Below are 12,829 nucleotides of genomic sequence, written 5' to 3'. Positions count from 1 at the left end.
GAACCGGCACTCGTAATACTGCGCGGCCATGGGTCTGCCGGTGGCCCGAAAATGGGAGAATCTGGCTTGCATGAGGCTGCGGGCCAAACAACCACGGTTTAGCATTCAAACATCACGCCAAACCATGATGCAAAGCGCAGTGCAGCCACAGCCATGAACACAGCTTTTTCCGATGTAGCCGAGGACTCTGTTCGCGCGCTTGTTGCCGACAGTCCTCTGGCATGGCTGGTGCCTGCGGCCGCCCCCGAAGAGGCGCGGCTGATGCCTTGCCTTCCCGTCGAGCAGGGAAAATTTCGGATCGAAGGGCATTTGCCGATCGCCGCACCCATAACCGCGATCCTTCGCACCGACCCGCGGTTGACGATCCTGTTCAAGGGCCCTGACGCCTATATATCCCCCCGCGTTGTCGGAGACGAGCGCTGGGGGCCGACGTGGAATTTTGCCAGCGTTGCCCTGCGCGGTACCGTCGATTTTCAGGAGCATCGCACGCAATCCATCGTGAAGCGTCTGACAGCGCATATGGAAGGCAGCAACGATCCCGAATGGATTGCGCGCAGAATGGGCGATCGGTTCGATCTGCTTTCGAAACGGATCGTGGGTTTCGAATTCACCGTCGAGGTCTGCAAACCACGCTTCAAGCTGGGGCAGGACGAAACTGAAGAAACCCGCCAGAAGATCATGAATCACTTTCCCGATAGTCCGCTCGGCGCGGCGATGAGGCGGCAGGACGATCAAACGTAATGTCTTGTCCACCCATCGTGGCGGCATCTTCCAGTGCGCATAGGCGAAGCGGTCATTGGCACACGTCCGGCCTGATGATGGTCAGGCCAAACAGCCAGTATTTCACCCATCCGCGATGGGCTGACGATCTGGAATACGTCTTGGAAATGGGCCGCCGGCTATCTCACTCCTGAACTTGGAATCTCCATGACGTCACTTGTGAAAATTCACCGTTACCTCGGTCTGTCCGTCGTCATTTTCTGGGTCTTGCAGGCCATCAGCGGGGTGATCATCAGCTTCAACTGGGAGATCGATGACGCCTTGCTGTCGCAAGGTTCCGCCGCATTCGATTCCCAGGTGGTCGGTGCGCGGATAGAAGAACTGCAAGCCAACGACGGCGAAGTTTCATCGATCTGGACAAGCGGCAGCGGGCAAGACCGCTTCGATGTTTATCTTTCCGACGCCACGGGCAGCAGGGAAATGCGGATCGATGGATCGGGTACCGTTCTGCGCGTGCAGGAAGACGGCGAGAAAATTGCCAACGGTGCGTGGATGGAAACCTTGGTCACTTTTCATCAGAACCTGTTGATGGATGAAACCGGCAGCTGGATCGTGGGAATTAGTGGCGCGCTTCTGTTCAGCAATATCATCGCAGGGTTCATGATCGCGAGACCGTGGAAGGCAGGATGGCGCCGCTCCCTGATTCCGATCGGGCGTGGACCGGCGCGGGCCCGATACTATTCATGGCACCGCGCGATCGGTCTTTGGGCAGCCATCCCCGCGCTGTTGTTAGTCGGATCGGGAATCCTGCTGGTCTTTTACGATACGGTCGAAACAACCGTATCGCCGCCACCGCGCACCTTGCCGCCTCATATGGTCGAGGCGCCGATGCGGACCGGCCCCGCAGAGGCTATCGATATTGCGATGAATGCCTTTCCAAGCGCCACGCTCACCGCGCTGACGATGCCCACGAAAGGCGACAAGGCCTATGTCGTTCGCCTGCGTCAGCCCGGCGAAGGCCGCAAGATCTATGGAATGACGACTGTCATCGTGGATGCCACGACGGGCTCGGAAATGGCCCGGTTCGATCCGCTCAACGACAGTATGGCACGTTCTTTTGTCGACGGCCTGTTCCCGATGCACACCGGAGAGCTTGGGGGACTGCCCGGCCGCATTGCGGCAATGCTGATCGGGTTCTGGCTGTTGACACTGGCCTGGCTCGGTTACCGGCAGTGGACAATGCGTCGTTCAAAGCGATGAGGCGAGGTCAGTCGCGCTTCAAATAGCGATCCCGCAACAGGATCTGCCGGTTCTCGCGCGATAACATCTCACCACCGGACAGGATCATCCAGGGAGCGGTGGACGGCTCTAGCGGATCACCGTCCCATATGACGAGGTCCGCCGCGTTACCGATTTGCAGGCCGGCTTCGCCTTCAACACCCCAGATCGCTGCTGGATTTTCGGTTATGGCTGCCAGGGCCGCACCGTAAGGCAGGCCATTTCTGACTGCGACGCCCGCTCCCAAACGGCTTGCCGACGCAACCGTCCATGACCGGTAAATTCCCTGCGCCGAAACGGAAAATGCGATCCGCACTCCCGCTGCAGCCAGTATGGCGGCATTATCGTCGCGCGCGCCAACCATCGTGTAGTAAAATGGCAGGTCATCCAGAGGATCGAGCACCACGGCGATGTCGGCTTGCGCCAATTGCTCTGCTCGCCGCCACGCCTCCGCGCCACCCATGATCACGACATTGAGCCCGAATTCCCGTTGCAAGGAAATGGCCCGGTCGATGTCCACCGTGTCCTCGACCTGCAAGACGATCGGGACTTTGCCATTTCTTACCTCGGCGATGGCGCCGTCTTGTCCGCCGTCCTGCAGGCGGGCGCGCAATTGGGCCCATGCCGCCGCCCGCGATCCACCTGCCGCGTCGCGCGCCGAGGTACCCATTGCGAATAGGGCAGATCGCGGTCGGGTCACTTCCGCCCCATCGGCGTTCAGGTCGATCAGGAAGCCCATGCCCGCGAACAGATCCGGAGCACCGCCCGGATAGACCATGGCCCGGCCGACCCCGTTTGCGCGCGCCAGTTGAACCGCAAGAGCATTGGGATCGAATGAGAGGGAGGGATCAAATTCCGGGCCGAGTGCGCTGGAACCGGCGGCACTGTCGTCCTCACTGCTGGATCCGCCAAGCTGAATGAGGCCGATCTGGGTCGCCGCGGCGAAGAGGGGCGCGGTTATCATTCGGCCTTCGGCATCGATAACCATCGCGTCTTCTGGAACAGGTCTGTCAGTGGCGAGCGAAGTTATCCTGCCGTCGGTGATGATGATCGTCACGGCGTCTCCGTGGTCCGGCCCGGTTGGCAGTTGCCCGTTCAGGATGGCCACAGTCTTGGCGTTCGCTGGCATCGACAGCAACGCCACGAACAGGAAGAAGATGCGCACGATCATCGGCCCGCTCCGCGCTGCGGCCGGCCAAGTTCGAAATCGGTGGGCGGCGGGGCCTTGTCCGCATCGTATTCCAGCACGCCGCCGATATAGACCTCCAGGGGTTTGCTGTAGACACTCATCGGATCGCCAGACCACACGACGACATCCGCGTCGAACCCCGGCTTCAGCGATCCCGTGTGGTCGGCAATGCCCAGCGACCGCGCCGCGTTGTGCGTGATCCACGTTATGGCGCGCTCTGGTCCGATATCGAGACCCGCTCGCCGCCCTGCCGCGGCCGCCTTTGCCGCCTCCATATTCAACAAGGTGCCGAGGACGGGAATGTCGGAATGCATAATGGCGCAGCCACCAGCGGCATCAATCAGCGCCGCAGCCTCGGGAATTGCGTCCTCTGCCTCGCGCTTGAAGCCCCACCAATCGGACCAGACCGCCGCACACGCGCCGCGCCTCGCCAGCAGGTCGGCAATTTTGTAGCTTTCCGAGGCGTGATGGACGGTAATATCGGAAATGCCGAACTCGTTCAGCAGCTCTACCCAGTTCGCAATGTCCTCCGCGCGATAGCAATGGATGTGGACCGGAACCTTTCCCGCCATCGCCGCGATCAACGCGGCGGCCTTTGCCTCGTCCGATGTCAGATCATTCTGATCCGACGGCACAAGTGTGGGGTTCAGCCCTTGCTTGTTCAGGGCCCTGGCCTTGCTGAGCGCAGCTCTAAGGAACGCGATCTGGCCCTGGCGGCTGCTGGGAAAGCGGTTGTCGTCCACTGATCTTGAGGCCGGGTTGGAGCCACACGCCAGCTTGAGCCCGCGCGGTGCCTTCTCGACACGAATGCGCTCTACAATTGCTGCGGGAACAGGATGGAGGACGACAGCCCGGCCGGAAAGGAGAGTGTTCGATCCGGGCAGGACCTGGACCGTCGTAACCCCCGCGGCCAGCGCACGGGAAAAGGCAGGATCAACCGGCCTGACACCATGTTCGATCCAGGTGTCGGAAACGTCCGGTCCGCTTTGCTCGGTAACATCCGATACCTCGCCTTGCCCGGCGTTGTACGGCATCAGAAACGTCCCGTAATGCGTATGCACATCGATTATGCCGGGCGTGATCCACAGACCCGAGGCATCGCGAACCTCCGCTTCATCAATCGCGAGGTTCTGCCCGGTTGCCACGATCCTGCCGTCGCGGATGTGTACATCCCCCACGAACCGGCCGCCGGTTCCGTCGAGCACATTGGCACCCCGAAACAGGATGTCGGCCGTCACTGGTTCCGTCTTTTGTTCTTGGGCGAGGGCGGCGGGGCCGGGCACAAGAAACAGGGCTGCGCATGCGAGCCTGCCAAACAAGCAATTCGGCAAAGTTTCAGCGATCCAGTTCAGTGCCATCGGTCAACTGTTCCTTGATCCAGGCGGCCTGTTCGGCGATCGCCTGCTGCGCCGGTTCTGCCACTGACATCGCCTCAAGGAAACTGTGCGTTGTGCCGGGATAGGTGCGAGCCATGACGGGCACGCCTGCGGCGACCAGTTTTTCGGCAACGGCATGGTTGCAATCGGTCAGGATGTCACACTCGGCAATTGCCAGGAAAACAGGCGGCAGATCGTTCAGGTCGGCCCGAAGCGGCGCAACACGTGGATCGGAAAGTTGGGCAGGGTCGGCAACATAGTTGGCCCAGAACATGTCCATTTCCGTTCCGTTCAAAGGGAACTGAGGGCCGCCATAAAGATCGTAGCTATCGGTGTGTTCCGGATCGAAAGCACCATAGTTGAGGACCAATGCATCGGGAAGCCGTTTGCCCTCATCGCGCCGGATCAGGGCCGTCGACAACGCCAGGTTTGCCCCCGCGGAATCGCCGCCAATTGCCATGCTCAACGGGTCGAGACCCAGGCCACCCCCATAGGAAAGCAGCCAATCGATCACTGTGTCGATTTCATTCAACGCGGTCGGAAATTTCGCCTTGGGAGAAAGGCTGTACTCGACCCCGATAACGGCAACGCCCGATGCGGCCGCATATTCCCGCATGAGCCTGTCATGGGTATCGTTGCTGAAAAACATCCAGCCGCCGCCGTGAAGATAAACCAGGACCGGCAAACCCTTGTTCGCCGTAGGGCGATGCAGCCTTAGTCGCACACCACATACTTCGAAGTCGCGGGTTTCGTGCATGATCGGTCCGGCCTCTCGCCACGCACGGCGGACTTCTTCGGCGATTTCCCGGCGGCGCTGAATAGGCAGGCTGTCGAGATCGGGGTAGGCCGCATACCCTTCATTCAGCGCATCGACGAACTGGCGGACGCCCTTGTCCACCGGGTCCAGGTCTCCCTTGCTTGTCGTCGTCTCCACCTTACGCACCTCAGCCCTATTTCAAGATTCACGTTCTCCAGCAAGGTTGCTGGCGATCTCGCCTAGCGTAACGCGCGGACGAAGCCCGCCAAATCGCGGGCCGATTGATGGTCTGATCGGGCCAAGTTGGCGCTCAGCATGCTTCCGGATTTTACGACTGGCCCTCCAAATGGTAAAGTGGGCTTTCACTAGGGAACGGGCCATGCTGAAAAGCGATGACATCCTTCAAGCCGACCATCCGATCGTTGCGCTTAAGGATGAATACGATTCCGGTTTCACGGACCCCATGCACGCTCACGACGCAGTGCAGATCCTGTTTGCGACGAGCGGAGTGATGTCGGTCAAGACGCCTGAACTGGCGGTCGTGATCCCGCCCCAACGCGCTGTCATCGTCCCGGCAGGTACTCTCCACGAAGTTTCCTGCCGTGGCCCGGTTTCACTACGCACGATCTATATAAAATCCGGGTCGCTTAGCGACTTTGAAGCCTGCCGCGTCATAGAAGTTTCGGATCTTGTCAAAGCCCTGATCGTCACCATCGCGGACTTCGACCCTGATGCGACCTGGACGGCGCGTGAGGATCGGATCGTCGAATTCCTGCTGGAAGAAGTCAGGGAAATGCCGACAGCTCCGTATTCCGTGGCAATGCCCAGCGATCCACGCCTGTTGCGCGTTTGCAAGGCGATCCTCGACGATCCGGCCGACGGTCAGGACATCGACCACTGGGCTTCGGTTGCAGCGATGGGACGACGCACTTTCACGCGTGCCTTTCGTCGCGAAACCGGGGTTGGCCTGTCCGTATGGCGGCAGCAGGTCAGGCTGCTTGCGGCCTTGTCCCTGCTATCGGAAGGTCAGTCGATCACGATGACCGCGTACGAGGTCGGTTATGATAGCCCAAGCGGCTTTGGCACGATGTTCCGCCGCGCCTTCGGCGTACCGCCAAGCCGCTATATGGCCTGATCCGTCTTGCCACGTGCAGCCTTAAGCTCCTTGAACAAGGACACTTCCCGGCGGATTGCGTGACGCAGTAGATAGAGGCCGATCAGGTTCGGAACGGTCAACAGGAAGAAAAAGCTGTCAACGAGATTGATGACCGCACCGACATCCGCAATCGCGCCAATGGGCAAGCTCACGCAAAACAGAGCCAGATAGACAAGGTGCACCCATTTGCGGTCTCCGAACAGGAAATCGCATACTTTCTGGCCATAGAAGCCACCAGCAAGAATGGTTGAAAAGGCAAAAAGAACGACGCAGGCGGCGAGCAGGGCCGGGAACCAGGGCGACACCGTGGCAAAGGCGGCGGAGGTCATCGCGATATCGTTGTACCCATCATCCCATACGCCGGTTACCACGATCATCAGTGCTGTCGCCGAACAGATCACGATCGTATCGATAAACGGCTCAATCAGCGCGACATAGCCTTCCGAAGCAGGCACGTCGGTCTTGGCCATGCCGTGTGCCATGGTCGCCGTGCCCACGCCGGCTTCATTCGAATAGACCGCCCGGCGCATCCCTGCGACGAAGGCGCCAAGAACGCCGCCCGTTGCCGCTTGGGTAGAGAAAGCCGATGTCACTATCGTCACGACTGCATCGTCGATCTGGCTTGCATTGGCTGCGAGAACGAAGACCGTGCTGACAAGGTAGAGCGCACACATGAACGGCGTGATCTTCGAGGTGGCTGCCCCGACCCACCGCGCGCCGCCAAGAAGAACCGTAGCAGTCAAAAGCGCGATCACCGTTCCGTAGAGGAAAGCGTACCCGCCTTTTTCAGGAATACCCAAAACCGCGCTCAGTTGCGAATACGATTGGTTGACCTGCAAGATTTGCAATACGGCGAAGAGGGCGAGAAAGGCGTAAATATAAGCAAGGACGCGGCCCAGCCTGGGCAGTCCACGCTCCGATAGGCCGAAGTAGAGGTACCACATCGGCCCACCGGAGACCGTGCCGTCATCCCGCACCTTTCGATAACGGACCGCCATGACGACTTCTGCAAATTTGAGGCTCATGGCGAAAAAGCCGATGACCACCATCCAAAAGGCGGCGCCCGGACCGCCAATTGCAATGGCGATGGCAACGCCGGCGATATTGCCAAGCCCGACAGTGCCGGAAAGTGCAGTTGCCAGCGACTGGAACGGGGTCAGCTCACCCGGGGAGGTCGGGCTCATATATCGGCCCCGCAGGGCATCGAATGCGTTACCGAAACCGTACAGATTTACGAAGCCAAGCCAGACCGTAAAAAACACCATCCCTGCAAACAGCCAGACGACGATGAGATTAACCTCCACCCCGCCAATCGAAATCGCCGCAAAAATGAGAGCGGCCAATCCATCTGCAATTGCGGTAACTGCGCTGCTCAAACCGTTCATTGATTCAACCAAATACGGATGGGGAGGATTAACGAGCCAAGGCTTGATCTTATGCCGCGAGGGTCAACGCTACCACGAATTCGGCAGGCTCGCAGTTGCGGATTATCTATGCATTCCGAATAACAGCTCGCGTGCGTGTGTCCCTTTTCCATCGGGACATTCAATAGGCGATTTGGGCCGCTTCTGACCGCCGAGTGCCACCCCCGGCAGTCTGCTATTGGCAAGCGAAGGGTACGAAGCCGACATTCAATTGGGCGCGCTAAGTCGCCATCCGGCTTCTCATCCATGCCGCCTTCGAACGGTACAGACCGTTTTCGGTTCGAACACGATATGCAATCGGCAAAGCCTTTATGCAGTTTGGCAAACGCTTTGCGGCTGCGTTTCCGTACCCGGCAGGCCATAACAGGGTATGGATACAGATTTACTCACCGATACGGTCACCATATCCGGGGGAAGGGTGCTGGGTCGAAATTCCGGGGCCGTCCGGACGTTTCTTGGCGTGCCCTATGCTGATCCACCGCGACGGTTCGAACTTCCGCAGCCCCGCACGCCGTGGGAGGGTGTGTTCGATGCGCGCGAACCCGGCCCCAGCGCGCCGCAAAGGATCAGGGCGTTTCCGGCAATCGATATCGAGCCGCTGGTCGGCACGGGAAGTGACGGCGGCGACGGCGATTATCTCAGGCTGAATGTCTGGGCCCCGCGCGAGGCCCGGAATGCGCCGGTCATGGTCTGGGTGCACGGCGGTGCTTTCGTGGTCGGCAGCAAGGACGCCTCGATCAGCGATGGCAGCGCCTTTGCCGGAAGCGGCGTAATCTGCATTGCGATCAACTACCGCATGGGGATCGACGGCTTCCTCCCCGTGCCGGGCGCACCGACCAATCTGGGCCTGCGAGACATCCTGTTCGCGCTTCAGTGGGTGCAGGACAACGTCGCCGCTTTCGGCGGTGATCCCGGAAACGTCACCCTGTTCGGAGAGAGCGCGGGAGCGATGGCGATTGCCGACCTGCTGACATCGCCGATGGCAAAGGGGCTGTTCCGCAGGGCCATCGCACAGAGCGGGCACGGGGCGATGGTTCGGGACATCGGCGTCGCGCAAAAGCTTGTCCGCAAACTGGCCGCGAAACTGAAAATCACGCCGGACATGGCGGGATTTCGAACGGTAAGCCATGACGCGGCGGCAGACGCCATCGATGCGCTGGGGAAACCCAATGCGATCGACCTGCGCGATGCCGATGGCTTTGAACCGGTGTTCGGCATCAGCCGGTTCATCCCGGTTTATGGCGACGACGTGCTGCCGCAAAAGCCCATTGATGCCCTGCGGCAAGGGTCGGGCGCCGATATCGACCTGCTGATCGGCACCAATGCCGACGAGATGAACCTCTATTTCGTGCCCACGGGCGTGCGAGCCAAGCTGCCCGGCCTGATGGCGTGGTGGCTGCTTTCCCGCTCCCTTCCCAAGGCGCGCAAGGCGCTCAAGGCATATGGATTGGGTCAGAAGGGAAAACGCGCGGGCGAGGCATTTACCGAGGCGACGACCGATCTGGTCTTCCGCTATCCTGCGAGGAAGTTTGCCGAGGCGCACCAGGGCAACACCTGGATGTACGAAATGGAATGGCAGTCGCCCGCCTGCGGCGGCTTGCTTGGTGCATGTCACGGGATCGAACTGCCGTTCGTTTTCGATACGCTCCACACGGTGACCGGCCCGCGCGGGCTGACGGGTGAGGATCCACCGCGCGCGCTGGCGCGGCAAATCCATGATTTGTGGGCCGGGTTTGCGAGCGACGGAACGCTTCCCTGGCCCCGATGGAACGGTGAGCACCCGGTTTACCAGCTGGCCGCGGGCAAGGCGATTGCCGAACCGGAAATGCCCGCCGCGGCTTTCCTCCCGCGTTGAAGGATCAGACATGTACCTTGAAAAATTGCGCCTCGACGGGCGGACCGCGTTCGTAACAGGTGGCGCGCAAGGCATCGGTCTTGCGTGTGCTGAGGCTCTGGGAGAAGCGGGCGCCAGGGTCGTTATCGCGGATCGGGATGCGGTAGGGCTGGAGCAGGCTCTGTCGCACTTGCGCGGCAAGAACGTTAACTGCCGAGGTCAGCTGCTCGATGTCACTGACTCTGCTGCTGTAACCAAAGCTGCCGACGCCATGATGCAACAGGAAGGCCGCATCGACATTCTCGTCAACAATGCCGGGATCGCGCGCAGCGAAACCGCTGCCGAAGATGTGCCCGACGAGCTGTGGCTGAACGTCCTCGACGTCAATCTCAACGGCAGTTTCTGGTGCGCCCGCGCGTTCGGCAGGCACATGCTGGCCGCAGGGCAAGGTGCCATCGTCAACGTGGGATCGATGAGCGGGTTCATCGTCAACCGCCCGCAGGCGCAAAGCTATTACAACGCGTCGAAAGCGGCGGTGCATCAGTTGACGAAGAGCCTTGCCGCCGAATGGGCGGACCGGGGCATCCGCGTGAATGCCGTCGCTCCGACCTACATCGCAACGCCGCTCAACGCCTTTGCCGACACCGAAAGCGAGTTGTACCGGCGCTGGATCGACGGAACGCCGCAGGGCCGGCTGGGCGAACCGGAGGAAATCGCTTCAATCGCGCTGTTCCTCGCATCGGACATGGCCTCGCTGATGACCGGCAGTATCGTTCTGGCAGACGGCGGATACACCTGCTGGTAAGCCGTTCGGCACACCGTTTCTGACATTCGGCACAGTCTCCGACCTTTCAGACAGGTTTAAAAGCTATAAGATAGGTCACGTAACAAGAACACGGATGACCTTGGGAGAGGCCGATGAGATTGACACCCCCCCGTATGCTGCTCGCCAGCGTAGCCGCGCTTGCCATTTCACCCGTTCCCGCAGCGGCGCAGACCGCGCTAGGTGACGACACTGCGACAACGCAGGACACGGGCGGGAACACCATCGTGGTAACCGCCCGCAAGCGTGAGGAAACGCTGCAGGACGTGCCGATTGCGGCAACGGCGATTGACGGTGAGGTGCTGGCGGCGCGCGGCATCAATTCGGTGCGTGAGGCGGCTGCCCTGTCGCCTGGCCTCAACATCAACAGCGACGGTGGCGGGCGCGCGTTCGTGGCAATTCGCGGCGTGGGTGTCACACTGGTGCAATCGGTTCAGCCGGGCGTCGGCTTGTTCGTCGACGGCATCTACCGGCCCAACACCGGCTATCTCAACAACCCGTTGCTGGATGTTGAACGCATTGAGGTTCTGCGCGGGCCGCAGGGTACGCTATACGGCAAGAATACACTGGGCGGCGCAATCAACGTAATCACGCGCCAGCCTGGAGACAGGTTCGAGGCCCGCGCGAGCGCCAGCTATGCAGGTCCCGACGACCGGATGATTTTCGCCGGCTCGATCTCTACGCCGTTGGTGGACGATTTTGTCGCGGTGCGTGTCGCCGCCTCTCACATCGAGCAGGACGGGTTCATCCGCAACACGCTGCTCAATGCCGACGGCAATCCGCTCAATTCGGATTCGGTAAACGCCTCGATCCGCTTCACGCCAGACCCGTTCACGCTGACGGTCAACGGCTATTACGACTGGATCGACACGGTGAACACGCCCTACTCGTCGGTCGCCAACCCGGACGATTATTCGCGCGATATCCAGTTCAATGCGCTCGGCCGCGTCGCGTATAAGTACAAGGGCGTGAACGCGAAGATGGAGCTGCCGCTCGACGGCCTTGCCAGCACGCTCACCCTGATCGGCGCGATCGATGCGCGCGACAGTTCGAGCCCCGATGCCGATGCGGACTTCGGTTTCGGCGATTTCGTTCGCTCGACCGGTGGAGACGATCTGCGAACCCGCACGGCCGAACTGCGGCTCGACAGCCAGGTCAGCGACAGCATCTCCACCTTGCTCGGTCTGTTCTACAGCAACGAGAAAGTCTCGGCGCGGGACGTATCGCTGATCAAGGGTGCCTTCACCGGTCTGCCGTTCGACATCGAGCGCACCTCCACCAGCGAGACTCGCGCCGATACTTATGCAGTGTTCGGCACGATCTTCTGGGAACCGACAGCCGATCTCGAAGTGGCACTGGGCCTTCGTTACGATCACGAGGATCGCACGGCCAATGGATCGGTCATCACGGTTCTGGGCCCCCTCGGGGCAGCCGGCGGCGACTTGCCCGAAGCAAAGATAAAGTCCGACGAGTTCCAGCCCAAGCTGACCATCACGCGGAACTGGTCGCCCGATTTCATGACCTATGCGTCGGTCGCGCGCGGCTATCGCGGCGGTGGGTTCAACGCGCCTACCGCGCCCTTCCGCACTTATAAGGGCGACAGCGCGTGGACTTATGAACTGGGCGCGAAGATCGCCTCTCCCACCAACGATTTCAGCCTGGCGGGCGCGATCTTCTACAACGATTATTCGGACTATATAGGCCTGAATTCCATTGCCCCTGCCGCCGGCGGCGGGCTGGTGACGGTCGACCTGAACAGTGGTGATGTCGAATCCTACGGCCTCGAACTTGAAGGGATGTTTCGTCCCACTCCGGCATGGTCGATCTCCGGCGGGCTGACCCTGCTGCACGCGCGCCTCACCAATTCGGATGCCTATACCCAGACCACCGGCCGCACGCTGTCGTCCGACCGGCTGACTTTCCAGCCCGACTGGATGGCCAATTTCGCGACCGACTACGTGATCGATATTTCCGGCGGCAGCGAATTCGTGTTGAGCGCGAACGTGACGGGCAAGGGCAAGCGGCTGGCCGCCACCCTGAACGAGACCACGCCCACGTTCCTCGACAGCTACTGGCTGGTCGGTGCGTCTGCGACCTATCGCAACGGACCGATCGAGGTCGCCGCATTCGTGCGCAATGCGTTCCAGGAAGACTACTGGGAAAGCTATATCGAGAAGACCACGCTGCTCCTCGCCGGGCTTCCGGCGACAGACCTTGGCATCATGGGCGATGCCCGCCGCTACGGCGTCCGCGCAAGCTACCGGTTCTGATC

Annotated in this window: 10 protein-coding genes; 6 read left to right on the top strand and 4 right to left on the bottom strand. The window is 60.8% G+C overall.

Annotation, left to right across the window (positions count from 1 at the left end):
• Positions 1-153 precede the first annotated feature (153 nt).
• Both FAX90_RS04640 and FAX90_RS04635 read left to right on the top strand, forming a co-directional pair.
• On the top strand, positions 154-741 hold the full coding sequence (locus tag FAX90_RS04640) for an FMN-binding negative transcriptional regulator (RefSeq protein WP_144095957.1): 588 nt from the start codon (positions 154-156) through the stop codon (positions 739-741).
• Positions 742-927: 186 nt separating this feature from the next.
• A complete protein-coding gene (locus FAX90_RS04635) occupies positions 928-1,980 on the top strand; it encodes a PepSY-associated TM helix domain-containing protein (RefSeq protein ID WP_144095955.1) in 1,053 nt (350 codons plus the stop codon).
• Positions 1,981-1,987: 7 nt separating this feature from the next.
• Here FAX90_RS04635 and FAX90_RS04630 read toward each other — a convergent pair whose 3' ends face one another.
• The 3 genes from FAX90_RS04630 to FAX90_RS04620 are packed head-to-tail and all read right to left on the bottom strand — an operon-like array spanning position 1,988 to position 5,320.
• Positions 1,988-3,169, bottom strand: coding sequence for an amidohydrolase family protein (locus FAX90_RS04630; protein ID WP_144095953.1), 1,182 nt, complete (start codon positions 3,167-3,169; stop codon positions 1,988-1,990).
• On the bottom strand, positions 3,166-4,545 hold the full coding sequence (locus tag FAX90_RS04625; protein WP_144095951.1) for an amidohydrolase family protein: 1,380 nt from the start codon (positions 4,543-4,545) through the stop codon (positions 3,166-3,168). Before FAX90_RS04625 ends, FAX90_RS04630 begins: the two co-directional genes overlap by 4 nt.
• Positions 4,523-5,320, bottom strand: coding sequence for an alpha/beta hydrolase (locus FAX90_RS04620; protein ID WP_240704714.1), 798 nt, complete (start codon positions 5,318-5,320; stop codon positions 4,523-4,525). Before FAX90_RS04620 ends, FAX90_RS04625 begins: the two co-directional genes overlap by 23 nt.
• Positions 5,321-5,543: 223 nt before the next feature.
• Between FAX90_RS04620 and FAX90_RS04615 the strand changes: the two genes are divergently transcribed.
• Positions 5,544-6,455, top strand: coding sequence for an AraC family transcriptional regulator (locus FAX90_RS04615; RefSeq protein WP_240704713.1), 912 nt, complete (start codon positions 5,544-5,546; stop codon positions 6,453-6,455).
• Here the strand turns inward: FAX90_RS04615 and FAX90_RS04610 are convergent.
• Positions 6,443-7,861 (bottom strand): alanine/glycine:cation symporter family protein, encoded by a 1,419-nt coding sequence (locus tag FAX90_RS04610; protein ID WP_144095949.1) that lies wholly within the window; start codon positions 7,859-7,861, stop codon positions 6,443-6,445. The genes FAX90_RS04615 and FAX90_RS04610 overlap by 13 nt on opposite strands.
• A gap of 409 nt (positions 7,862-8,270) precedes the next feature.
• Here FAX90_RS04610 and FAX90_RS04605 point away from each other — a divergent pair, with 409 nt between their 5' ends.
• The 3 genes from FAX90_RS04605 to FAX90_RS04595 all read left to right on the top strand — a co-directional run bounded on the left by FAX90_RS04605 (position 8,271) and on the right by FAX90_RS04595 (position 12,827).
• On the top strand, positions 8,271-9,755 hold the full coding sequence (locus tag FAX90_RS04605; RefSeq protein WP_144095947.1) for a carboxylesterase/lipase family protein: 1,485 nt from the start codon (positions 8,271-8,273) through the stop codon (positions 9,753-9,755).
• Positions 9,756-9,765: 10 nt separating this feature from the next.
• The gene (locus tag FAX90_RS04600; protein ID WP_144095944.1) at positions 9,766-10,539 is read left to right on the top strand and encodes an SDR family NAD(P)-dependent oxidoreductase; all 774 of its coding nucleotides are present in this window, start codon (positions 9,766-9,768) and stop codon (positions 10,537-10,539) included.
• A 113-nt stretch (positions 10,540-10,652) separates the two neighbouring features.
• Positions 10,653-12,827, top strand: a complete 2,175-nt coding sequence (locus FAX90_RS04595) for a TonB-dependent receptor (protein WP_144095942.1) — start codon at positions 10,653-10,655, stop codon at positions 12,825-12,827.
• Positions 12,828-12,829 lie beyond the last annotated feature (2 nt).

It is taken from the genome of Croceicoccus sediminis (assembly GCF_007570835.1).
GTDB classification, from domain to species: domain Bacteria; phylum Pseudomonadota; class Alphaproteobacteria; order Sphingomonadales; family Sphingomonadaceae; genus Croceicoccus; species Croceicoccus sediminis.
Note: the sequence above shows the minus strand (reverse complement) of the source record. Positions and strands in the feature narration are given on the sequence as shown.